The sequence below is a fragment of the Kineococcus sp. R86509 genome, from assembly GCF_042466365.1.
Lineage (GTDB): Bacteria > Actinomycetota > Actinomycetes > Actinomycetales > Kineococcaceae > Kineococcus.
On sequence record NZ_JAXHCE010000001.1, the window covers coordinates 4,306,316 to 4,329,777 of the forward strand.

Genomic DNA, 23,462 nt, shown 5'->3' on the forward strand with positions numbered 1-23,462 from the left:
TCGAGTGTTCAGCACCGAGCCCCAGGGGCCGGAGCGCAGGTCCCTCGCACGGCCTCCGGGCCGGCGGGTGTGGTCGGGCACCACGGCCACTTCCCGTCGTGTCCGTCCTCCGAGAGGCTCCTTGTGAACTCGTCCGCGTCCCGCGGCCCCCGCACGTCCAGCTCCACCCCCCGCACCGAGGGTTCGGTGCCGCCGCCGCGCCGGCGTCGTCGCGCCAGCGGTTCGGGCACCGCGACCGACCAGGCCGCGCAGCAGTCCCGCAGCCGCCAGAACCCGAACCAGAGCGCGAACCCGGCCCCGCGCCAGGCGCCCGCCGAGCGCGTCCCGGTCCAGCGTCCGACCAGCGCCGAAGGCTTCTCCGACACGGCCGTGGAGATCGTCGAGGACGGGCGCAGCTTCGCCGACCTCTTCGTCCCCCAGCCCCTCGTCGACGTCCTCGCGAGCACCGGCGTGGTCAGCCCGTTCCCGATCCAGACCGCGACGCTGCCCGACTCGATGGCCGGTCGCGACGTCCTCGGTCGCGGTCGCACCGGCAGCGGCAAGACCATCGCGTTCGCGCTGCCGCTGGTGACCCGTCTCGCCGCCTCGACCCGCCCGCGCCGCAGCAAGCGCCCGCGCGCGCTCGTCCTGGTCCCGACCCGCGAGCTCGCCAACCAGGTCTCGGCGACCGTGACGCCGCTGGCCCACGCCCTCGGCCTCAGCACCACCGTCGTCTTCGGTGGCGTCGGACAGAACCCGCAGGTCAACGCGCTGCGCGACGGTGTCGACGTTCTCATCGCCTGCCCCGGCCGGCTCGAGGACCTCATCCGCCAGGGGCACTGCCAGCTCGACGCCGTCGAGGTCACCGTCCTGGACGAGGCCGACCACATGGCCGACCTGGGCTTCTTGCCCGGCGTGAAGCGCCTGCTCGACGCGACCCCCGTGGTCGGTCAGCGCCTGCTGTTCTCGGCGACGCTGGACAACGGCATCGACGTCCTGGTCAAGCGCTACCTCTCCGAGCCCGTCGTGCACTCCGTCGACCCGGCCGTCGCACCGGTCTCGACCATGGAGCACCACGTCCTCGAGGTCGCCGCCGACGGGAAGAACTCCCTGGTGCGCGAACTGGCGGCGGGGGAGGGCCGCACGGTCCTCTTCACGCGGACGAAGCACGCGGCCAAGAAGCTCGCGAAGCAGCTGACCGCGAGCGGGATCCCCGCCGTGGACCTGCACGGGAACCTCAGCCAGAACGCCCGCGAGCGCAACCTCGGTGCGTTCTCCGACGGCTCGGTGAAGGTCCTCTGCGCCACCGACATCGCCGCCCGCGGCATCCACGTGGACGACGTCAGCATCGTCGTGCACGTCGACCCGCCGACCGAGCACAAGGCGTACCTGCACCGCTCCGGGCGCACCGCCCGCGCCGGTGCCGGTGGTCTCGTCGTGACCGTCGCGACGCCCGACCAGCGGGGTGACGTCCGGACCCTGGCCCGCCAGGCCGGCATCTCGCCGCAGTGGACGAGCGTCTCCGCGCAGCACGAGCTCGTCGGCCGTCTCGTCGGCCCGGCCGCGGCGCACGTCGACCCGGCGGACTCGCCGGTGCCGACCGCCCCGGCCCAGCCCCAGGCGCAGCGTCGGGCCAAGACCCCGACGCGCCAGCCCGCGGCCCGTCGGGGCGCGGCACCCGCCGCGGAGGCGACCGGGGCTCCCCGCCGTCGCCGTCGTGGTGGTCAGGGTCGCGGGCCCGCCACGGGCGGCCCGGCGAACTGAGGCTTCCCGCCCTAGATTGCTGAGGTGGGCGGGGCGGGTGGGGTGGGCAGGCCGGGGTCGCCCAGCTGGTGGGGCTACAGCCACCCGCACAGCCGCGCCGCGGCCCACCTGTTCTTCTGGCTCCTCGTCGCGGGTGTCCTCGGGGCCCTCTGGTGGTGGTTCAAGGGCCGGCACGCGCCGGTCCGGCCGGCGGCGGTCCGCATCCTGCAAGGGGTCGTCGCCGGACTGGCCGTCACCTCGATCCTGCTCGGCACGGCCTGGCGCAGCGTCACCGACCTCGGTGCCGCTCCCGTCTGCGCCGCGCCGCCGGGGGAGGAGTGGGGCTCCACCGCCGACGTTCCCGACCTCACGCCGTCGCTGCTCGCGCAGAAGGTCGCGACCTGGCCCGAGACGGGTCTGGCCATGCTCTACGCCGACGCCCGCGGTCTCACCGTGTGCCGCTACGCGGCCGCCGACTACTACGTCGGGGTCGTCTCGAAGGCGGTGGCCGGCAAGCGGACGGTGAACTTCGGGGACATGGTGATCTCCCCGCGGTTCCCCACGGTCCCCTCCGACGCGGCGAACCTCGCCGAGCACGAGTCGCACCACCGACCGCAGTGGGCGGTCGCCACGTTGCTCGCCGGCCCGGCCGGCTTCCCGGTCGCCTACGGCGTCGACGACTTCTTCTTCCCCGGGGCCCGCAACCACTTCGAGCGCCTCGCCGGTCTCCGGCTCGGGGGCTACGTCGACGTCGGCCACGGACCCGTCCTGGGAGGCCGTCAGGTCGTCGCGCTCATCGTCGTCGGGCTCGGCCTGGGGGCGGTGCCGCTCCGGCGGGTGCTGCTCCGAGGGGTGCGGTCACGGCGGGCAGGATGAGCGGGTGCCGTCCCTCGTCCCGTCGATCCCCCACCACCTGCTCTCGGCCCTGCCCGTCGCGGCGGTCCTGCCCGACCTGATCGACGCGCTGCGCTCCCGGGGGACCGCCGTCCTGCAGGCTCCGCCCGGCACGGGCAAGACGACGCTGGTGCCCCTCGCGCTGGCCGACGCGCGCACCGGGAAGGTCGTCGTCGCCGAACCCCGCCGGGTCGCCGCCCGCGCGGCCGCGGCCCGGATGGCCTCGCTGCTGGGCGAGCCCGTCGGGGCCACCGTGGGCTACGCGGTCCGCGGTGAGCGCAAGGTCTCCGCGGACACCCGCGTCGAGGTCGTCACCACGGGACTGCTGCTGCGGCGCATGCTGCACGACCCCGAACTGCCCGGTGTCGCCACCGTCCTGCTCGACGAGGTCCACGAACGGCAGCTCGACGCCGACCTCGCCCTCGCCTTCGCCCTGCAGGCCCGGGACCTGCTCCGCGAGGACCTCTGGCTGCTGGCTGCCTCGGCCACCCTCGACGTGCCGCGCCTGGCCGCACTGCTGGACGGCCCCGTCGTGACCGCGACCGCACCCGTCCACCCGCTCGAGGTGTCCTGGTGCCCGCCGCCGCGGCCGGTGCGACCGCCCGAGGGCCTGCGTGTCGACCCGGCGCTGCTCGACCACGTCGGCGGGCTCGTGGGACGGGCCCTGGAACGCGACGGCGACGTGCTGGTCTTCCTGCCGGGGGCCGGGGAGATCCGCGCGGTGACCAACCGGTTGCAGCGCAGCGCCTTCCTCACCGACGTCGACCTCGTCGAGCTCAGCGGCGGCCGGTCCGGGGCCGAGCAGGACGCCGCGCTCCGGCCCGGTCCCCGGCGTCGGGTCGTGCTCTCGACCACCGTCGCCGAGTCGTCGCTGACCGTCCCGGGGGTCCGGACCGTCGTCGACGCGGGGCTCGCCCGCGTCCCGCGCATCGACCACGCCCGGGGCTTCGGCGGTCTCGACACGGTCCGGGTCTCGCGCGCCTCGGCCGACCAGCGGGCCGGTCGCGCAGCCCGCGAGGCCCCCGGGACGGTGCTCCGCGCCTGGTCCGCCGCCGAGCACGGACTGCTGCTCGCCCACACCCCGCCGGAGATCGCGACCGCGGACCTCACCGGGTTCGCGCTGCTCACGGCGGGCTGGGGCGACACCGACGGGCTGTCCCTGCTCGACCCGCCGCCCGCCGGCCCGCTCGCGGCGGCCCGGGAGGCGCTGGAACGGCTGGGGGCGCTCGCGGACGGCCGGATCACCCCCTCGGGTCGGGCGATGGCCGAGGTCGGGCTGCACCCGCGGCTGGCCCGGGCCCTGCTCGACGGAGCCGGGTGGGTCGGGCCCCGGACGGCGGCCGAGGTCGTCGCGCTGCTCTCGGAGGACTCGCTGCTGCGCGGCGGTGACGACCTCGTGGCGTCGTGGCGGGCGGCGGAGGGGGACCCGGTGTGGCGGCGGGAGGTGTCCCGGCTGCGCTCCTCGGTGCCCTCGATGCCCACAGTGCCCCCGGCGTCCGGGCGCGGCGGTTCCGCCGGTCTGCCCCGCGACCTCGCGGCGGCGGTCATCGTCGCCCTCGCCCACCCGGAACGCGTTGCCCGGCAACGCACCCCGGACGGTGTCGCGTACGCGACGACGGGCGGGACGGGGGTCGAGGTCGCCCCGGGCAGCGGGTTGCGCGCCGCCCCGTGGCTCGCGGTCGCCGTCGCCGACCGCGCCCCCGGGCGAGCCGCCGCCCGCGTCCGCTCGGCGGCGCCGCTGACCGAGGACCTCGCCCGTTCCGTCGTGGGGGTCGAGGTCCGTGACGAGGTCGTCTGGCGCGACGGGGACGTCGTGGCCCGCCGGGTCGAGGGGGTCGGGGCGGTGGAACTGGCCGCCCGGCCGCTGCCGCACCCCCCGGCCGAGCTCGTGGCCGCGGCCGTCGCCGACGGGATCCGCCGGGAGGGGCTGCGTCTGCTGTCCTTCGGGGCGGGGGCGGCGTCGTTGCGCTCCCGGGTGGCGTGCTGCCGCGCCGCGCAGGGCGGTTCCTGGCCCGACCTCGGCGACGAGCACCTGCTCGCCACCCTCGACCAGTGGCTCGGAGCCCAGCTGACGGGTGTGCGTTCGCGTCGCGACCTCGCCCGCATCGACGTCGTCGCGGCCCTGCGGGCGCAGCTGCCCTGGCCGCAGGCCGCTCGACTCGACGAGCTCGCCCCGGTGGACCTGCCCGTGCCGAGCGGTCGCTCGGTGCGACTCGACTACACCGACCCGGCCGCCCCGGTGCTCGCCCTGAAGCTGCAGGAGGCCTTCGGGTGGACGGCGACGCCACGCCTCGTCGAGGGCCGGGTGCCCGTGGTGCTGCACCTGCTCTCACCCGCCGGTCGGCCGCTGGCCGTCACCGCCGACCTGGAGTCGTTCTGGCGCAACGTCTACCCGGCGGTCCGGGCCGAGAACCGGGCCCGCTACGCCAAGCACCCCTGGCCGGAGGACCCGCTCACCGCCGTCGCGACCGCGCGGACGAAACCCCGCTCAGGCTGACGCGGAGCGCCGCGCGACCTCGGGGACCGGCCCCTCCGAGGACCACGGGAAGTCGATCCACCGGTCGGTCTCGCGCCAGGAGTACTCCGGCGCCAGCCGGGTGGTGGGCTTGCGGTAGACGACGACGGAACGGGCCCTGATCCCGGCGTCGGCGCACATCCCCACCACGACGGCGAGGGTCCGGCCGGTGTCGGCGACGTCGTCGACGACGAGGACCTCGCGGCCGGCCAGTTCGGCCAGGTCCACGGAGGGCGCCAGCACGACCGGCTCGGGCAGGCGGGAGTCGACGCCGGTGTAGAACTCGACGTTGATGGTCGCGGTCTCCTTGACCTCCAGCGCGTAAGCCAGCCCGGCGGCCAGCGGCAGCCCGCCGCGGGCGATCCCGAGGATCACCTCGGGGCGGTAGTCCCCGTCGGCGGCGATCGTGGAGGCGAGTTCCCGCACGGCCTCCCCGAAGGTCGACCAGGTGAGCACTTCGCGGGCGGGGGCGTCGGACGTCACCCGGGGAGGCTAGTCGACCCCCTCGTCCCGCCCGGGCCCCGCTGCCCGGGCCGATGGTGAGCGCAGAACCGGCCCCGGCGCATACGATCACTGACTGTGACGACTCGAGACCGGGTGGGTGGCTCATGAGCCCCGCGCTGTCGACGGTCGACGTCGTCGTCATCGGAGCCGGGCAGGGTGGGCTCTCGGCCGCCTTCTTCCTCGACCGGGCCGGGCTCGACCCGGGTCGCGGCTACGTCGTCCTCGACGCCGACGACGAACCGGGGGGCGCCTGGCGCCACCGCTGGTCCGGTCTGACGATGGACCGCGTCAACGGCGTCCACGACCTGCCGGGTTTCCCGCTGGGGGCCGTCGACCCGACCGCACCGGCCCGCGAGGTCGTCCCCGCCTACTTCGCCGAGTACGAGCTCCGGCTCGGGCAGCCGGTCCGTCGACCCGTCGCCGTGCAGGAGGTGCGACCGGCCGGGGCCCGCCTCGTCGTCGACTCCACGGCGGGCAGCTTCGCCGCCCGCGCGGTGATCAACGCCACCGGCACCTGGACGAAACCGTTCTGGCCCACCGCCCCCGGGCGCGAGACCTTCCGCGGCCGGCAGCTGCACACCGCCGACTACCCCGGCCCACGGGACTTCCTGGGGCAGCACGTCGTCGTCGTCGGCGGCGGGATCTCCGCCGTCCAGCACCTCGAGGACCTCTCCGGTCTGGGCATCGCCACGACCTGGGTCACCCGGCGCGAACCGGACTTCCGCGACGACTTCGACGTCGACGCCCGTCGGGCGGCCGTGGAGGTCGTGGCCCAGCGGGTGGCGGCGGGGGAGCCGCCCGGTTCGGTCGTCTCGGCCACCGGGTTGCTGCTCACCCCGGAGGTCGCGGCGCTGCGCGACCGCGGTGTCCTCAAGCGCCACCCCATGTTCGCCCGCGTCCTCCCCGACGGGGTCCGCTGGGCCGACGGCTCCGAGCAGGCCGCCGACGTCATCCTGTGGGCCACCGGGTTCCGGCCCGCGGTCGACCACCTGCGCCCCCTGAAGCTGCGGGAACCGGGCGGCGGGATCCTCGTCGACGGCACGCGCGCGGTCCGCGAACCGCGGCTGCACCTCGTCGGCTACGGACCCTCGGCCAGCACGATCGGTGCGAGCCGGGCAGCCCGCGAGGCCGTGCGCGAGGTCCTCGCCGGCCGGTGAGGTCCGGCGACCGCCGGCCGCGGGGTACGTTCCGGCCATGACCTCGCCGACCTCGCCCTTCGACACCCCCCTCACCTCGCTCACCGGTGGCGCGCTCGACACCGCCCAGTTCGCCGGCAAGGCCGTGCTCGTCGTGAACGTCGCCTCGCGCTGTGGTTTCACCCCGCAGTACGAGGGGCTGGAGAACCTCCAGAAGGAGTACGGCGACCGCGGGTTCACCGTGCTCGGGGTGCCCTGCAACCAGTTCAAGGGCCAGGAGCCCGGGTCGGAGGAGGAGATCGCGGAGTACTGCTCCGCGACCTGGGGCACGACCTTCCCGATGACCGGCAAGGTCGAGGTCAACGGCCCGGGCCGCGACGCGCTCTACACCGCGCTGGTCGACACCGCGGACGCCGAGGGTGCGGCCGGCGACGTGGCCTGGAACTTCGAGAAGTTCCTCGTCTCGCCCGCGGGTGAGGTCGTCGCCCGGTTCCGCTCGCGGACCACGCCCGAGGACGCCGCGCTGCGTTCCGCCGTCGAGGCCCAGCTCCCCGCCTGACCCCCCTCCCTCACCGTCCCCGCACCGGCTGCGCCAGCGGGAACGGGACGGTGAGCACGCCGCGTCCGACCTGCACGTGGTACCGGGTCCGACCGAGCTTCACGATGCGGCCGGTGGCTCCGGCGAACCTCCCGGCCCCGCCGAGCCGCACCACCGACCCCAGTGGGAGACGCTGCAGCGCAACCCGACCCGGCTCTCCGTCCTGCAGGCGGGCCCACTCCTGCCGGTAGCCGAGCGTCATCTCCGTCAGCGGGACCTCCCGGCCGCGGTGGCTCCAGCGCAGCACGTTGACGGGGTCGAAACCCCGCGCGCACCTCCCGCAGCTCACCACCCGGCTCGGCCGCTGGTGACGGGTCAGGACGTGCCCCGCGGCGCACGTCCCCGACCACGCCCCCTCGGGTCGGGGCCCGGAGGAGAGCCGCTGCGCCGAGCAGCCGATGCGTCGGGCCGTCGCCCGCCACACCGCGTCGTGACCGTGGCGCGGGCCCACCAGGGCGTGCGCGATCTCGTGCAGGATCGTGTCCCGGACCTCCTCGGGCGAGTGCAGCGCGGTCAGCGGCGCGCTCAGCCCGATCTCGCGCCGGTCCGCCCGGCACACCCCCGCCCGCGTCTTCGCGCGGTCCAGCACGACGCTCCAGCCGGTCAGCCCGTGCTCGGCGAGCAGCCCCCGCGCCACCGCCACCGCGTCCTCCACGTCCACCCGCGCATCCTCTCCCTCGACCCGGGAGGCATCCGAGCACGGAGCTCCGACACGACCGGCTCGGCGGCCGGAACGACGCACCAGAACGACGAAGAGGACCCCGCACGTCAGTGCGAGGTCCTCTGCTGCTGTGCCCCCGGCAGGACTCGAACCTGCGCACACGCCTCCGGAGGGCGATGCTCTATCCGCTGAGCTACGGGGGCCCGCGGTGCCCTGCGAACACTACCAGCGCCTCCGGGCCCGCTCCGACCACGCCCCGGACCCCTGCGCCGAACGGGGCGGACCGGGAGGACGCCACACGCCGGTAGGCTTGACCCCCGTGACTCCCGCCGAGCTCTCAGCTGCCCTGAGGGACGCCCTGACCGCGGCCGTGACCGCCGGAGAGCTGTCCCTCGACCCCGCCGACGTGCCGGCCGAGGTCCGCGTGGAGCGTCCGAAGAACCGCGACCACGGGGACTGGGCGACCAGCGTCGCCCTGCAGCTGGCCAAGAAGGCCGGCGTGCCCCCGCGCGACGTCGCCACTCTGGTCCAGCAGCGACTGCTCACCGTCGAGGGCGTCAAGGCCGTCGACATCGCCGGCCCGGGCTTCCTCAACATCACCCTCGACGCCGCGGCCGCGGGGGAACTGGCCCGCGGCGTCGTGACCGCCGGTGCAGCCTTCGGCCGGGCCGCCACCCCGAGCGGGGAGCGGATCAACCTCGAGTTCGTCTCCGCGAACCCGACGGGCCCCATCCACCTCGGCGGGACCCGCTGGGCCGCCGTCGGCGACTCCCTGGCCCGCGTCCTCGAGGCCGCCGGCGCGACCGTCACCCGCGAGTACTACTTCAACGACCACGGCGCCCAGATCGACCGCTTCGCCCGCTCGCTGCTCGCCCGCGCCAACGGCGAACCCGCCCCCGAGGACGGCTACGGCGGCGGCTACGTCTCCGACATCGCCGCCGCGGTGGTGGCGAAGGTGCCCGGGACGATGGACCTCCCGCGCGAGGAGCAGCAGGAGACCTTCCGCCGCGAGGGCGTGGAGCTGATGTTCGCCGAGATCCGGGCGAGCCTCGCCGAGTTCGGCGTCGAGTTCGACGTGTACTTCCACGAGGACTCCCTGCACGCCTCCGGGGCCGTCGACCGCGCCGTGCAGAAGCTGCGCGACCTCGGCCGAATCTACGAGTCCGACGGTGCGACCTGGTTGCGCACCAGCGACTTCGGCGACGACAAGGACCGTGTCGTCCTCAAGAGCGACGGCAACCCGGCCTACATCTCCGGGGACCTCGCCTACTACCTCGACAAGCGCGAGCGCGGGTTCGACCGCTGCGTGATCATGCTCGGCGCCGACCACCACGGCTACGTCAACCGGATGATGGCGATGTGCGCCGCGTTCGGGGACACCCCGGGCGTCAACCTCGAGATCCTCATCGGCCAGATGGTGAACCTCGTCAAGGACGGCGTCCCGCTGCGGATGAGCAAGCGGGCGGGGACCGTGGTGACGATGGAGGACCTCGTGGAGGTCGTCGGCGTCGACGCCGCGCGCTACTCGCTGGTGCGTTCCAGCGTGGACTCCAGCATCGACATCGACCTCGACGTCCTGACGAGGCGCAGCAACGACAACCCGGTCTTCTACGTCCAGTACGCCCACGCCCGGACGGCCAACGTCGCGGTCAACGCGGCCACCGCCGGGGTGCGTCGCGAGGACGCCTTCGAGCCCTCGCTGCTGACCGACGAGACCGAGTCCCTGCTGCTGGCCGCCCTCGCGGAGTTCCCCGCCGTGGTCGCCCGGGCGGGGGAGCTGCGCGAACCGCACCGGGTCGCGCGCTACCTCGAGGAGCTCGCCGGCCGGTTCCACAAGTTCTACGACGCGTGCCGGGTGACCCCGCGCGCCGACGAAGAGGTCACCGACGTCCACCGGACGCGGTTGTGGCTCAACGACGCCACCCGGCAGGTGCTGGCCAACGGCCTCACCCTGCTCGGTGTCTCGGCGCCGGACCGCATGTGATGGGGAGGATCTGAGTGGCGAACATCGCCGTCGTCCCGGCCTGGCTCGCGCCGCCCGCGGACGTCAACGAACTGCTCCCGCAGCTGTGGGCGCGCACCGTCGGCCGCGACGAGGCGGGGGCCCTGCACGTGGGGGGCACCGCGGTCGGTGACCTCGCCCGGACCTACGGGACGCCGCTCTACGTGGTCGACGAACTCGACTTCCGCTCCCGGGCGGTCGCCTTCCGCGACGCCTTCGCCGACGCCTTCGCCGACCTCTGCGGCGGTGCCGACGTCTACTACGCCTCGAAGGCGTTCATCGCGACGGGCATCGCCCGCTGGATCGCCGAGGACGGGCTGCACCTCGACGCCGCCTCCGCCGGAGAGCTGGACCTCGGCCTCCGGGGCGGGATCCTGCCCGGCCGGATCGCGTTGCACGGCAACAACAAGTCGCGCGCCGAGATCTCCGCCGCGCTCGAGGCCGGCGTGGGGCGCATCGTCCTCGACTCCCTCACCGAGATCGACCTCGTGGCCGAGATGGCCCGCGAGCGCGGTGTCGTCGCGCCCGTCATGCTGCGCATCACGGTCGGGGTGGAGGCGCACACGCACTCCTACATCGCGACCGCCCACGAGGACCAGAAGTTCGGGTTGTCGCTGGCCTCGGGCCGGGCCGAGGCCGCGGTCGCGAAGATCCTGGCCCGTCCGGAGCTGCACCTGCTGGGTCTGCACAGCCACATCGGCTCGCAGATCTTCGACATGGGCGGGTTCGAGGTCTCGGCCCGTCGACTGCTCGAACTGCACCAGAAGGTCGAACGCGACCACGGGGTGGAACTGCCCGAGATCGACCTCGGTGGCGGCTACGGGGTGGCCTACACCTCCGAGGACAAACCGCTGCAGCCGGTGGAGATCGCCGGCCGCCTCGCCGAGATCGTCGCCCGCGAGTGCCTCGTGCAGGGCATCGCCGTCCCGCGCGTCTCGGTCGAACCCGGTCGCGCGATCGCGGCGCCGAGCACGTTCACCCTCTACGAGGTCGGCACGACCAAGGAGGTCGAGCTCGAGGGCGGCACCCGTCGTCGCTACGTCTCCGTGGACGGCGGCATGAGCGACAACATCCGCACCGCGCTCTACGACGCGGACTACTCCGCGACCGTCGCCTCGCGCGCCTCCACCGCCACGGGCGTGCTGTCGCGCGTCGTCGGGAAGCACTGCGAGAGCGGCGACGTCGTCGTGCGGGACGAGTTCCTCCCCGAGGACACCACGGCGGGGGACCTGCTCGCGGTCCCCGGCACCGGGGCCTACTGCCGGAGCATGGCCAGCAACTACAACCAGGTGCCCCGCCCGGCGGTCGTGGCCGTGCGCGACGGGGCCGCGAAGGTCCTGGTGCGCCGCGAGACGCCCGAGGACCTGCTCGCGCTCGATGCCGGGTGAGCGGCGGTCGCCCGGACCGCCCGGTCCGGCGCAGGTGAGAGGGTGGGGCCGGAACGTGCTGGACGAACTGAGGGGACTGCTGCGGTGGAGCCGGTGAAGGTCGCGCTGCTCGGGTGCGGTGTCGTGGGCACCGAGGTCGCGCGACTGCTGAGCACGCAGTCCGCCGAACTCGCGTCGCGCGTCGGGGCACCGCTGGAGCTGGTCGGGATCGCGGTGCGCCGCCTCGGCCGTGACCGCGGTCTGCCCATCGACCCGTCGTCGTTCACGACCGACGCGGAGGAACTCGTCACCCGCGCCGACGTCGTCATCGAGGTCATCGGCGGGATCGAACCCGCCCGCGGGCTCATCCTGCGCGCCATGGAGCACGGCGCCTCGGTCGTCACGGCCAACAAGGCGCTGCTCGCCGCCGACGGCCCCACGCTGTACGAGGCGGCGGCGAAGAACGGCGTCGACCTCTACTACGAGGCCTCCGTCGCCGGGGCGATCCCGTTGCTGCGCCCGATGAAGGAGTCGCTCGCGGGCGACCGCGTGACCCGCGTGCTCGGCATCGTCAACGGGACGACGAACTACGTCCTGGACCAGATGGACACCACCGGCATGGGCTTCGCCGAGGCCGTCGAGCAGGCGCAGGCCCTGGGGTACGCCGAGGCCGACCCGACCGCCGACGTCGAGGGCTTCGACGCGGCCGCCAAGGCCGCCATCCTGGCTTCGCTGGCCTTCCACACCCGCGTCAGCCTCGACGACGTCCACCGCGAGGGGATCACCGAGGTCAGCGCCGCCGACGTGCGGGCCGCCCAGCTCCAGGGCTGCGTCGTGAAGCTGCTGGCCATCTGCGAACGCGGCGTCGACGCCGAGGGCAACGAGGCCGTCTCGGTGCGCGTGCACCCGGCGATGCTGCCGCGCGGACACCAGCTCGCCGGCGTGCGCGGCGCGTTCAACGCCGTCTACGTCGAGGCCGAGTCCGCCGGTCAGCTGATGTTCTACGGGCCCGGCGCGGGGGGTCAGCCCACCGCCAGCGCGGTCATGGGCGACGTCGTCGCCGTGGCGCGGCACAAGGTCGTCGGGGGTCGCGGGCCGGGGGAGTCGGCCTACGCCCAGCTCCCCGTGCAGCCGATGTCCGAGACCGTGACCCGCTACCACGTGCGCCTCGACGTGGCCGACAAGCCGGGCGTCCTGGCCCAGGTGGCCGGCGTCTTTGCCAAGCACGACGTCTCCATCGAGGCCGTGCAGCAGCGCCAGGTGCCCACCGAGGACGGTGGTCGTGCCGTCCTGGTCGTGGTGACGCACAGCGCACCCGACGCCGCCCTGTCGACGACCGTCGACGAGCTCGAGCAGCTGGACATCGTGGACTCCGTGGCCGGCGTGCTGCGGGTCGAAGGAGGGGACGCCTGATGGCGCACGTGTGGCGGGGTCTGATCGAGGAGTACCGGGACCGGTTGCCGGTGACCGACTCGACCCCGGTGGTCACCCTCGGCGAGGGCGGCACACCGCTCGTGCAGGCGTTGGTGCTGTCGGAGAAGGCCAAGGGCCGGGTCTACCTCAAGGTCGAGGGCTGCAACCCGACGGGTTCCTTCAAGGACCGCGGCATGACGATGGCCATGACCCGGGCCAAGGAGCTCGGGGCCGAGGTCGTCGTCTGCGCCTCCACCGGCAACACCTCCGCCTCGGCGGCGGCCTACGCCGTCGCCGCGGGCATCCGCTGCGCCGTGCTCGTGCCGGACGGCAAGATCGCCCTGGGCAAGCTCTCGCAGGCCGTGGCCCACGGAGCGACCCTGCTGCAGGTGGACGGCAACTTCGACGAGTGCCTGACCCAGGCCCGCAAGCTCGCCGAGGCCTACCCCGTCGAGCTGGTGAACTCGGTCAACCCGTACCGCATCGAGGGGCAGAAGACCGGCGCCTTCGAGGTCGTCGACGTCCTGGGTGACGCCCCGGACATCCACGTGCTGCCCGTCGGCAACGCCGGCAACATCACGGCGTACTGGAAGGGCTACACCGAGTACGCCGCCGACGGCATCGCCACGAAGACCCCGAAGATGTGGGGCTTCCAGGCCGCCGGCGCCGCGCCGATCGTCAACGGTCACCCCGTCGACGAGCCCGAGACGATCGCGACCGCGATCCGCATCGGTCACCCCGCGTCCTGGACGGGGGCGACCACCGCCCGCGACAGCTCCGGCGGGCGCATCGGCGCCGTCACCGACGACCAGATCCTCGCCGCGCACCGCTGGCTCTCGGCCCGCGAAGGCGTGTTCGTCGAGCCGGCGTCCGCCGCCGGTGTCGCCGGCCTGCTCGCCGCGATCGAGGCCGGCGAGGTCGAGCCGGACCAGACCATCGTGATCACCGTCACCGGGCACGGCCTGAAGGACCCCCAGTGGGCCCTCGAGCTCGCCGGCGAGGGTGCCGACGGCAAGCGGCACGCCGTGCAGCCGGTCCGGGTGCAGCCGGACGCCGTCACCATCGCCCGGGCCATGGGCCTGGACGTCTGAGCGCGCGGGTGTCGACCTCCCGGCGGGTGTCCGTCCCCACCCGGACGCGTGCGCTCACCCCGTTGCCGGTGGGGACGGCCGTCCTCGTCGAGGTCCCGGCCACCAGCGCGAACCTGGGCCCCGGCTTCGACGCGTTCGGCCTGGCCCTGGACCTGTGCGACGAGGTGCGCGCCGAGGTGGGGTCCCCCGGGGTCCGGGTGCGCGTCGAGGGGCAGGGCGCCGAGGCCCTGCCCACCGACGGCCGGCACCTGGTGGCGCGGGTCCTGCTCGAGGAGCTGGCCGCCGCCGGCTTCTCCGCTCCCGGACTGGACCTGCTCTGCCGCAACGTGATCCCGCACGGTCGGGGTCTGGGCTCGTCGGCCTCGGCGATCGTCGCCGGCCTCGCCGCGGCCCGCGCCCTGCTGCGCGCCGCCGGGGTCGTGCAGGAGAGCGACGTCCAGACCCGGCAGCGGTTGCTGACCGAGTCGACGCGCCGCGAGGGACACCCCGACAACGCCGCTCCCGCCGTGCACGGCGGGTTCACCATCGCCTGGACGCGGGGTGAGGACCCGACGCACCCGGACGCCGTCTCCTCGGTCCGCCTGCCCGTGCACCCCGACGTGCGGGCCGTGGTCTGCGTGCCCGCCGAGGAGCTCGCGACGTCGCGGGCCCGGGCGCTGCTGCCCGCGACGGTGCCGCACGCCGACGCCGCGCTGACCGCGGGTCGTGCGGGGTTGCTGGTGCACGCCCTGACCTCGGACCCGTCGCTGCTCTTCGACGCGACCGAGGAACGCCTGCACCAGGCGCAGCGCGCACCCGCGATGCCGCGCACCGCCGAGCTCCTCGCCGCCCTGCGCGCCGAGGGACTGGCGGCCGTCGTCTCCGGGGCCGGACCCAGCGCGTTGACGTTGACGACGGCCGACCGGGTGGCCGACGTCGAGCGCATCGCGGCGTCGCGGGGAGGCTGGGACGTGCACGACCGCCCCGTGCACCAGTGCGGCGTGCAGTGGCGCGAAGACTGAGACGCGCTGCGGGACAACGGGTGCAGGCGCCGGCTCGCTTCGTGCGCGCGACCCGCCGACGCGTCCGAACGGGGGACGTGGAACGTCCGGCGGCCCCACGGTGTTAGAGTCGTGGACAGCACTCACGGGCAGGGCACTGGAGTCGTACCCACTTCGCACCTCGTTGTCGGGTCGTCTGCAGTTTCATCTCCTCCCTGCTCTCGAGCGCGTCTCCACGTCTGATGTGCGCCCCTCCGCGCGACCGTGGATTCCCATTCCTGCCCGATCGGGCAGTCATCGCGACACCCCGGACCCGGTTCGGCCGGCTCTGCAGGTCAGTCGCTCCGACGAGGGGGAAGGACCTTCGTGACCGACACCACAGACATCGCTGCCACCGACGGCGCGACCGCCGACGCGCCTGCGCGCCGTACCGGCAGCCTCTCCGCCCTGCGACTGCCGCAGTTGCAGTCGCTCGCCGCGGAACTCGGCATCTCGGGCACCGCGCGGATGCGCAAGGTGGACCTGCTCGCGGCCATCCGCGAGCACCAGTCCGTCGTGCCGCAGCGCGGGGGCCGTCCGGCCGCCGCCGCCGAGACCACCACCCCGACCGCCCAGGCCAGTGCGCCCGAGACCCCGGTCGCCGCTCCGGCACCCGAGGTCCCCGCCGCTGCTGCGGTCGAGGCCCCCGTGGCGGAGGAAGCCCCCGCCGCCCGCCCGCCGCGGACCCGCTCCCGTCGTGCGAGCTCGTCCGCCGGCGCCCCGCCGGTCGCCGAGTCCGCTGCTCCCGTGCCGTCCGAGACGCCCGCGCAGCCGGCCGTCGAGGTGCCCGCCACGCGCAACGAGCCGACGCTGGACGACTTCGTCGGGTCCCGTGGCGAGAGCCGCCCGGAGCGCCAGGAGCGCACCGAGTCCCAGGACGGCACCCCGCGCCTGTCCCGCCGGGAGCGGGCCCGCCGTGACCGGGTGCGCGAGCCCGACCAGCAGGTCGAGCTGCCGAACATGCCCCGCCGCGGCGAGAACAGCGCCCCCGAGGCCGAGCAGCGCCCCGAGCGCGCCCGGTCCGAGGCCCGCACGGAACCGCGGGTGGACCGCGAGCCGCGCGAGAACCGCGAAGCCCGCGAACCGCGGGTGGACCGCGAGCCGCGCGTGGAGAGGACGGAGCGCACCGAGCGCACCGACCGTCAGGAGCGCCAGGAGCGCACCGACCGTCCCGAGCGTACCGAGAACCGCCCCGAACCCCAGGCGGCGTCGACCAACGGCCCGAGCGCGGGCTACGACGACGACGAGGCCGGTGGCCGTCGTGGCCGTCGCAACCGCTACCGCGACCGCAAGGGTCGTCGGGGTGGCCGTGAGGGCGCACCCGGCGCTCCCGAGATCGACGAGCAGGTCAACGAGGACGACGTCCTGCTGCCCGTTGCGGGGATCCTCGACGTCCTCGACAACTACGCGTTCATCCGCACCTCCGGCTACCTCGCCGGTGCGAACGACGTGTACGTCTCGCTCGGCCAGGTGAAGAAGAACAACCTGCGCCCCGGCGACGCCGTCACGGGTGCCGTCCGTCAGCCCCGCGAGGGCGAGCAGACCGGCGCGCGGTCGAAGTACAACGCGCTCGTCCGCGTCGACACCGTCAACGGTGCCCCGCCCGAGCAGGCCCGCAATCGGCCGGACTTCGCCAAGCTCACGCCGCTCTACCCGCAGGAACGTCTGCGCCTGGAGACCGAGCCCAACGTCCTGACGACGCGCATCATCGACCTGATGTCGCCGCTCGGGAAGGGCCAGCGCGGCCTCATCGTGGCCCCGCCGAAGGCCGGCAAGACGATGGTCATGCAGGCCATCGCCAACGCCATCACGACGAACAACCCCGAGTGCCACCTCATGGTCGTGCTCGTGGACGAGCGTCCTGAAGAGGTCACCGACATGCAGCGGACGATCAAGGGTGAGGTCATCGCCTCCACCTTCGACCGCCCCGCCGCCGACCACACCGCGGTCGCCGAACTCGCCATCGAGCGGGCCAAGCGCCTCGTGGAACTCGGCAACGACGTCGTCGTGCTGCTCGACTCGCTGACCCGCCTGTCCCGCGCCTACAACATCTCGGCGCCCGCCAGCGGCCGGATCCTCTCCGGTGGTGTCGACGCCTCGGCGCTGTACCCGCCGAAGCGCTTCTTCGGTGCGGCCCGCAACGTCGAGAACGGCGGCTCGCTGACGATCCTGGCCTCCGCCCTGGTGGAGACGGGTTCGAAGGCCGACGAGGTCATCTTCGAGGAGTTCAAGGGCACCGGGAACATGGAGGTGCGCCTCTCCCGCCAGCTGGCGGACAAGCGCATCTTCCCCGCGGTCGACGTGCCGGCCTCCGGTACCCGTCGCGAGGAGATCCTCATGTCCCGCGAGGAGCTGGCGACCGTTTGGAAGCTGCGTCGCGTCGTCACCGCGCTCGACGCGCAGGCCTCCATCGAGCTCCTGCTCGACCGCCTGAAGAAGACCCGCAGCAACCTCGAGTTCCTGCAGCAGGTCCAGAGCTCGACCCCCTTGGTGAACAAGGACTGATCGGGAATGCTCTCCGGAGCCGCCGGGTTCCACTACCCGGCGGCTCCTGTGGGAGACTGCTTCGACACCGCAGGTACCGGCTCACGCCAGCACGAACGGCGACCCGGCACCGACTGAGCGCTATGAGGAGATCACCATGAAGGCCGGAATCCACCCGGACTACGTCGAGACCCAGGTCACCTGCACCTGCGGCGCGACGTTCACCACCCGCAGCACCGAGAAGAGCGGCGAGATGCGCGCCGACGTGTGCAGCGCCTGCCACCCCTTCTACACGGGCAAGCAGAAGATCCTGGACACCGGTGGCCGCGTGGCGCGCTTCCAGCAGCGCTACGGCAAGAAGGACGCCAAGTAGCATCACCTCAGCGCCGGTCCCACCGCTTCCACGAGACGCGGAGGGGCCGGCGCTGTCGCGTTCCCGTCCGCACCTGACCCCTGGAGCTCCTGCGTGTTCGAAGCCGTGATCCCACTGCTCGACGAGCACGCCGAGCTCGAACGCCGGCTGGCCGACCCGTCCGTGCACGCCGACGCCGGACTGGCCCGCACGCTCGGGCGCCGCTACGCGGAGCTGGGGGCGGTCGTGCAGGCGCACGTCACCTGGCGCGCAGCGCTCGACGACGCCGAGGCCGCCCGCGAGCTCGCCGCCGAGGACGCCGCCTTCGCCGCCGAACTGCCCGCGCTGCAGGAGGCCGCCGACGAGGCCGCCGAGCGGCTGCGCCGGTTGCTGCTGCCGAAGGACCCCGACGACGCCCGCGACGTGATCCTCGAGATCAAGGCGGGGGAGGGTGGGGAGGAGTCGGCGCTGTTCGCCGCCGACATGCTGCGGATGTACCTGCGCTACGCCGAGAAGCACGGTTGGGTGACCGAGGTCATCGACGGCACCCCCAGCGACCTCGGGGGGTGGAAGGACGTCTCGGTGGCGCTGAAGACCCGCGGCGCGGCGGCCGAGGGGGTCTGGCGCCGGCTGAAGTACGAGGGCGGGGTCCACCGCGTCCAGCGCGTCCCCTTCACCGAGTCCCAGGGTCGCGTCCACACCTCCGCCGTCGGGGTCCTCGTGATGCCGGAGGCCGAGGAGGTCGAGGTCACCATCGACGCCAACGACCTGCGCATCGACGTCTTCCGCTCCTCCGGCCCGGGTGGGCAGAGCGTCAACACCACCGACTCCGCCGTACGCATCACGCACCTGCCGACGGGGGTCGTCGCCAGCTGCCAGAACGAGAAGTCGCAGCTGCAGAACAAGGAGTCCGCGATGCGGATCCTGCGGGCCCGCCTGCACGCCGCGGCCCAGGAGGCCGCCGACGTCGAGGCCTCCGCGGCGCGCCGGTCCCAGGTCCGCACCGTCGACCGTTCCGAACGCATCCGGACCTACAACTACGGCGAGAACCGCATCGCCGACCACCGGACGGGCTTCAAGGCCTACAACCTCGACACCGTCCTCGACGGCGACCTCGACCCGGTCATCCAGTCGGCCATCGACGCCGACGAAGCCGCGCAGCTCGCCGTCTCCGACGTCTGACGCCCTCACGAACACTCAGGCTACGGATCTCTTGAACTGAGTACGGAAGTGCGTACGATCTACGCATGGACGACGAACGGTGGGACGTCCTCGAGAAGCGCATCGCGGCCCTGGAGGCCCGAGCGGCCGACGGGGCGGACCTGCGCGAGACCGACGAGTTCTGGGCGCTGCGCGAGCTGAAGCGGCGGGCGGAGGGACGGTCCCACGTCCTCTTCACCGGCAGCCTCACGCTGCCCACGGGTGCGCACTACGAGTGGCAGGAGACCGTCGAGGTCTCCTCCCTGCTCGCGGCGGACCCCACGGGGGCCGTCGCCGTGCTGTCCGCGCTCGCGCACCCCGTCCGCCTGCAGCTGCTGCACCGGGTGCTGCACGGCGGACGCACCGTCGCGGAACTCTCCGAGGGGCTCGGCACGTCCGGGCAGCTGTACCACCACCTGCGTCAGCTGGTCGCCGAAGGCTGGCTGGCCACCTCGGGGCGGGGCGTCTACGACGTCCCGCCGGCGCGCGTCGTCCCGCTCGTGACCCTGCTCGCCACGGCCGGATTGAGGTAACCCCATGCCCGTCAACGTGTCACGCCGTCCCAGGCCCACCCTCCTCGTCGTCCTCGCCGCGGCGCTCGTCGCCGGCCTGAGCGCCTTCACCCCCGCGACACCACCGACGCCCACGGCCGACAGCACGGGGGATCCCGCGCTCGCCCGGCGGTTGCGGCTCGCCGTCGGGGACCTCCCGGGTCAGGGGTTCGCCGTGGCCACGGGGGACGGGTCGACGTCGGCGCAGGCAGCGATCGGTGAGGCTTCGCCGGGTCGTCCCCTCAGCGCCACCACGCCGCAGGAGATCGGCTCGGTCACGAAGTCGATGACGGGTCTGCTGTTCGCCGACGCCGTCGAGCGGGGGGAGGTGACCCCGGCGACGACGCTGGGGGAGGTCTACCCCGGTCTCCCGCGAGAACTGGCGGTCACGACCCTGACCGAACTCGCCACCCACACGTCGGGCCTGCCGCGCCTGAGCACCCGTGCGCAGCTGCGGAGCCTCGTCACGAACCTCACCTACGGAAATCCGTACGAGTGGGACACCCCCGGGTCGTTGCTGTCCGACGCCGGTTCCACGTGGCTGCGGACGCCGCGCGGGGAGTTCTCCTACTCCAACCTCGGGTACGCCCTGCTCGGGCAGGCGCTGGCCGTGCGGGCGGGTGTCCCGTACCCGCAGCTGCTGACCGACCGCGTCCTCGCACCGCTGGGGATGACCGCCACCGTCGCCGCGCCGGACCCGCTACCCGCCGGTCGGGCGCTGGAGCGGGGTGCCGACGGGCGGGCGACCACGCCCTGGAGCTCCACGGGCAGCGTCCCGGCGGGGATCGGCGTCTACTCCACCGCCGCAGACCTGGGGCGCCTCGCCGCCGCGGCGGTCTCCGGGCAGGTTCCGGGCGCAGCCGCCCTGACGGGGTGGGGGTGGTTCCCGGCGGAGGTCGACGGACGGACGCTGCTCGGCAACAACGGGGCGACCTACGGGGTGCAGAGCTCGATCTGGCTCGAACCCGCCTCCGGCCGCTGGGTCGCGGTCACCTCGCCCAGCGGGTCGGCCGGCGTGGACACCCAGACGATCGCGTTCCGACTGCTCGGGATCGACGTCTGACCTGCCCGTAGGGTCGAGACGTGCCGAGCGACGTGAGGGAACTGCTGCGCGACGCCGAGCAGCGACTGGCCACCGTGGGGGTGGTGTCCGCCCGCGCGGACGCCGAGGTCCTCCTGGCCCACGCGCTGCGCGTCGACCGCTCCCGCCTCGGGGTCCTCCTCGCGCTGCGCGAGAGCGTCGAGCCGGGGACCTTCGAGCACCTGCTCGACCAGCGCGAGCAGCGCGTTCCGCTACAGCACCTCACGGGCCGCGCCGGGTTCCGCGAGCTGGACCTGCACGTCGGGCCCGGGGTGTTCGTCCCACGCCCCGAGACCGAGACCGTCGCCCAGCTCGCCGTCGACGAGACGAGGCGTCTGGTGGCGGCGGGGGAGTTCCCCACCGTCGTCGACCTCTGCACCGGGTCCGGCGCGATCGCCCTGGCCGTCGCGACGGAGGTGCCGCGGTGCGCCGTGCACGCCGTCGAGCTCGATCCCATGGCGCACGCCTGGGCGCGGCGCAACGTCGACGAGTTCGCGCCGCGGGTGGACCTGCGCGAAGGCGACGCCGCCACCGCCTTCGCCGACCTCGACGGCGAGGTGGACGTCGTCGTGAGCAACCCGCCCTACGTCCCGCCGGGTGCGGTCCCCGTCGACGCCGAGGTGGCGCACCACGACCCGGAGATCGCGCTCTACGGCCTCGGCGACGACGGGCTGCTCGTCCCGCGCCGGGTCGTGGCGGCCGCGGCCCGGTTGCTGCGGCCCGGGGGCTACGTGGTGGTCGAGCACGCCGAGGTGCAGGAACGCTCGGCGCGGGAGATGTTCTCGGCGTCGCTGTGGCAGGACGTCGGCAGCCACCGCGACCTCACCGGCCGTCCTCGCACGACCACGGCCCGTCGTCGCTGAGCGTCGACACCCCGCCGATCCCGCCGCTGTCGTCCTCCCCGTGGCCGACAGTGGGAGACTCCTGCGTGTGAGGCCCCCGTTCGATTGCGCCGACCCCGTCATCCGAGAGCGCGGTCTGTCCGCAGCGCACAACGCCGTGAAGCGCGGTGAGGTGGTCGTGCTGCCCACCGACACCGTCTACGGCATCGGCGCCGACGCGTTCAACCCCGCCGCGGTGCAGCGCCTGCTCGAGGCCAAGGGACGTGGACGCAACATGCCGCCACCCGTCCTCGTGCCCGAGACCCGGACCATCGACGGCCTGGCGTCGTCCATCCCCTTCGCGGTCCGCGAGCTGATCGACGCGTTCTGGCCCGGTGCCCTCACCATCGTCTGCCGCGCCCAGCCCTCGCTGAGCTGGGACCTGGGCGACACCAACGGCACGGTCGCGCTGCGGATGCCGCTGCACCCCGTCGCCCTGGAGCTGCTCAAGCGCACCGGCCCGATGGCCGTCTCGAGCGCCAACCTCTCCGGCCACCCCGCCGCGAACCTCGTCACCGAGGCCGTCGAGCAGCTGGGGGAGTCCGTCCGGGTCTACCTCGACGGTGGTCCGGCGACGAAGGGGGCGCCCTCGACGATCGTCGACGCCTCCGACGGACCGCTGCGGGTCCTGCGCGTCGGAGCGATCTCGGAGGCGGAGCTGCGCGCCGCGGTGCCCAAGGGCTGGGTCGAGCTCGACGAGCCCGACGCCGATCCCGAGGCTGACCCCGAGCCTCAGCTCGAGACCGAGGGAACCGGAGCGAGCGCACCGCAGACGAGCGGATGAGGGCCTACCTCCTCGTCATCGTCGTGGCCGCGGCCGTCACGTACCTGACGACACCCCTGGTGCGGCGCCTCGCCCAGCGCGTCGGCGCGATCACCCCGCTGCGCGACCGCGATGTGCACTCGGTGCCCGTGCCGCGGATGGGCGGGGTGGCGATGTTCTTCGGGATGGTCGCCGCCCTGGTCGTGGCGAGCCAGGTGCCGTTCCTCTCCCGCGTCTTCCACGCCGACCCCGGACCGCTGTGGGTCCTCGTCGGCGCCGGGGTGGTCTGTGCCGTCGGCGTCGCCGACGACATCGTCCAGCTCGACGCCGTCACCAAGCTGGCCGGGCAGGTGCTCGCCGCCGGGATCATGGGCTGGCAGGGCGTGAGCCTGCTGCAGCTGCCGATCGGCGGGGTCACCCTGCTCTCCGGCCGGACCATGATGATCATCACGATCCTCGTGGTGCTCGTGTCGGTGAACGCGGTGAACTTCGTCGACGGCCTGGACGGTCTCGCCGCCGGCATCGTCGGGATCGGCTCGATCGCCTTCTTCGGCTACTCCTACGCCCTGCAGCGGGGCAGCGCGCCCGACGACTTCTCCTCCCTCGCCACGCTCATCGCGGCGATCACGGTGGGGGTGTGTCTCGGTTTTCTGCCGCACAACTTCCACCCGGCCCGCATCTTCATGGGCGACTCCGGGTCGATGATGCTCGGTCTGCTGATGGCGAGCTCGACCATCGCGGCGACGAGCACGGTCGACCCCGAGGCCGTGGCGAGCGAGAAGATCGCGCCCGCGTTCTTCCCGTTGTTGCTGCCCATCGCGGTCCTGCTGGTCCCGTTCAGCGACATGGTCCTGGCCGTCGTCCGCCGCACGCGAGCGGGCAAGGCGTTCTGGCACCCCGACAAGAAGCACCTGCACCACCGGTTGCTGCAGCTCGGCCACTCCCACCGCGTCGCCGTCCTCGTCATGTACTCGTGGGCGGCGTTCCTGAGCTTCGGGGTGGCCTCCTCGGCGTTCCTCCCGCTGACCCAGGCCTTCGCCGTGGCCTTCGCAGCCGGCTGCGTCGTGCTGGCCCTGACGTTCCTGCCCGTGTACTGGCGACGCAACCGACGAACGGTGGACCCTGTGAACCCGACGGTGAGCGACGAGGAACCCACGCAGAGTGCCGTTGCGGCACCCACGTCCGAGACTTCCCGCACGTGAGCCCGGACGGTCCACGACGTGACGTA

At 73.8% G+C, this 23,462-nt stretch carries 20 protein-coding genes and 1 tRNA gene; 18 read left to right on the forward strand and 3 right to left on the reverse strand.

Annotated features, from left to right (window positions below; translation table 11 throughout):
• The first annotated feature begins 123 nt into the window (after window positions 1–123).
• The 3 genes from SJY07_RS21005 to hrpB are packed head-to-tail and all read left to right on the forward strand — an operon-like array spanning window position 124 to window position 5,113.
• On the forward strand, window positions 124–1,743 hold the full coding sequence (locus tag SJY07_RS21005) for a DEAD/DEAH box helicase (protein WP_380161449.1): 1,620 nt from the start codon (window positions 124–126) through the stop codon (window positions 1,741–1,743).
• A 24-nt stretch (window positions 1,744–1,767) separates the two neighbouring features.
• The gene (locus SJY07_RS21010; protein ID WP_380161450.1) at window positions 1,768–2,598 is read left to right on the forward strand and encodes a hypothetical protein; all 831 of its coding nucleotides are present in this window, start codon (window positions 1,768–1,770) and stop codon (window positions 2,596–2,598) included.
• Between the two features lie 4 nt (window positions 2,599–2,602).
• The gene (gene hrpB, locus SJY07_RS21015; RefSeq protein WP_380161451.1) at window positions 2,603–5,113 is read left to right on the forward strand and encodes an ATP-dependent helicase HrpB; all 2,511 of its coding nucleotides are present in this window, start codon (window positions 2,603–2,605) and stop codon (window positions 5,111–5,113) included.
• Here the strand turns inward: hrpB and SJY07_RS21020 are convergent.
• Window positions 5,105–5,614 (reverse strand): phosphoribosyltransferase family protein, encoded by a 510-nt coding sequence (locus tag SJY07_RS21020; protein ID WP_328292264.1) that lies wholly within the window; start codon window positions 5,612–5,614, stop codon window positions 5,105–5,107. The genes hrpB and SJY07_RS21020 overlap by 9 nt on opposite strands.
• A 125-nt stretch (window positions 5,615–5,739) precedes the next feature.
• Here SJY07_RS21020 and SJY07_RS21025 point away from each other — a divergent pair, with 125 nt between their 5' ends.
• Window positions 5,740–6,792: an FAD-dependent oxidoreductase gene (locus SJY07_RS21025; RefSeq protein ID WP_328292263.1), complete on the forward strand. Its 1,053-nt coding sequence runs from the start codon at window positions 5,740–5,742 to the stop codon at window positions 6,790–6,792.
• A gap of 37 nt (window positions 6,793–6,829) precedes the next feature.
• On the forward strand, window positions 6,830–7,330 hold the full coding sequence (locus SJY07_RS21030; RefSeq protein WP_380161452.1) for a glutathione peroxidase: 501 nt from the start codon (window positions 6,830–6,832) through the stop codon (window positions 7,328–7,330).
• 10 nt (window positions 7,331–7,340) lie between these two features.
• Here SJY07_RS21030 and SJY07_RS21035 read toward each other — a convergent pair whose 3' ends face one another.
• Complete coding sequence (locus SJY07_RS21035; RefSeq protein WP_380161453.1) at window positions 7,341–8,030, reverse strand: SprT-like domain-containing protein; 690 nt, start codon at window positions 8,028–8,030, stop codon at window positions 7,341–7,343.
• Window positions 8,031–8,161: 131 nt separating this feature from the next.
• Window positions 8,162–8,233 (reverse strand) — tRNA-Arg (locus tag SJY07_RS21040).
• 116 nt (window positions 8,234–8,349) lie between these two features.
• Between SJY07_RS21040 and argS the strand changes: the two genes are divergently transcribed.
• From argS to SJY07_RS21105, 13 genes are all read left to right on the forward strand, one after another.
• A complete protein-coding gene (gene argS / locus SJY07_RS21045) occupies window positions 8,350–10,014 on the forward strand; it encodes an arginine--tRNA ligase (protein WP_380161454.1) in 1,665 nt (554 codons plus the stop codon).
• 14 nt (window positions 10,015–10,028) lie between these two features.
• Entirely contained in the window at window positions 10,029–11,420 is a 1,392-nt protein-coding gene (lysA, locus tag SJY07_RS21050) for a diaminopimelate decarboxylase (RefSeq protein WP_380161455.1), read from the forward strand.
• A gap of 84 nt (window positions 11,421–11,504) precedes the next feature.
• Window positions 11,505–12,812, forward strand: a complete 1,308-nt coding sequence (locus SJY07_RS21055) for a homoserine dehydrogenase (RefSeq protein WP_380161456.1) — start codon at window positions 11,505–11,507, stop codon at window positions 12,810–12,812.
• On the forward strand, window positions 12,812–13,903 hold the full coding sequence (gene thrC, locus SJY07_RS21060) for a threonine synthase (RefSeq protein WP_328292257.1): 1,092 nt from the start codon (window positions 12,812–12,814) through the stop codon (window positions 13,901–13,903). Before SJY07_RS21055 ends, thrC begins: the two co-directional genes overlap by 1 nt.
• Before the next feature lie 26 nt (window positions 13,904–13,929).
• A complete protein-coding gene (gene thrB, locus SJY07_RS21065; protein ID WP_380161457.1) occupies window positions 13,930–14,904 on the forward strand; it encodes a homoserine kinase in 975 nt (324 codons plus the stop codon).
• Window positions 14,905–15,249: 345 nt separating this feature from the next.
• Window positions 15,250–17,427: a transcription termination factor Rho gene (gene rho, locus SJY07_RS21070; protein ID WP_380161458.1), complete on the forward strand. Its 2,178-nt coding sequence runs from the start codon at window positions 15,250–15,252 to the stop codon at window positions 17,425–17,427.
• A 136-nt stretch (window positions 17,428–17,563) separates the two neighbouring features.
• Window positions 17,564–17,779, forward strand: a complete 216-nt coding sequence (gene rpmE / locus SJY07_RS21075) for a 50S ribosomal protein L31 (protein ID WP_328292254.1) — start codon at window positions 17,564–17,566, stop codon at window positions 17,777–17,779.
• A 93-nt stretch (window positions 17,780–17,872) separates the two neighbouring features.
• Window positions 17,873–18,940, forward strand: coding sequence for a peptide chain release factor 1 (prfA, locus tag SJY07_RS21080; RefSeq protein ID WP_328292253.1), 1,068 nt, complete (start codon window positions 17,873–17,875; stop codon window positions 18,938–18,940).
• Between the two features lie 65 nt (window positions 18,941–19,005).
• Entirely contained in the window at window positions 19,006–19,491 is a 486-nt protein-coding gene (locus SJY07_RS21085; protein WP_380161459.1) for an ArsR/SmtB family transcription factor, read from the forward strand.
• A 4-nt stretch (window positions 19,492–19,495) separates the two neighbouring features.
• Complete coding sequence (locus SJY07_RS21090) at window positions 19,496–20,572, forward strand: serine hydrolase domain-containing protein (RefSeq protein WP_380161460.1); 1,077 nt, start codon at window positions 19,496–19,498, stop codon at window positions 20,570–20,572.
• 20 nt (window positions 20,573–20,592) lie between these two features.
• Window positions 20,593–21,453, forward strand: coding sequence for a peptide chain release factor N(5)-glutamine methyltransferase (gene prmC, locus SJY07_RS21095; RefSeq protein WP_380161461.1), 861 nt, complete (start codon window positions 20,593–20,595; stop codon window positions 21,451–21,453).
• A 67-nt stretch (window positions 21,454–21,520) separates the two neighbouring features.
• Complete coding sequence (locus tag SJY07_RS21100; RefSeq protein ID WP_380161462.1) at window positions 21,521–22,255, forward strand: L-threonylcarbamoyladenylate synthase; 735 nt, start codon at window positions 21,521–21,523, stop codon at window positions 22,253–22,255.
• The gene (locus SJY07_RS21105) at window positions 22,252–23,436 is read left to right on the forward strand and encodes an MraY family glycosyltransferase (RefSeq protein ID WP_328292248.1); all 1,185 of its coding nucleotides are present in this window, start codon (window positions 22,252–22,254) and stop codon (window positions 23,434–23,436) included. The genes SJY07_RS21100 and SJY07_RS21105 overlap by 4 nt, the downstream gene beginning before the upstream one ends.
• Window positions 23,437–23,462: the final 26 nt, after the last annotated feature.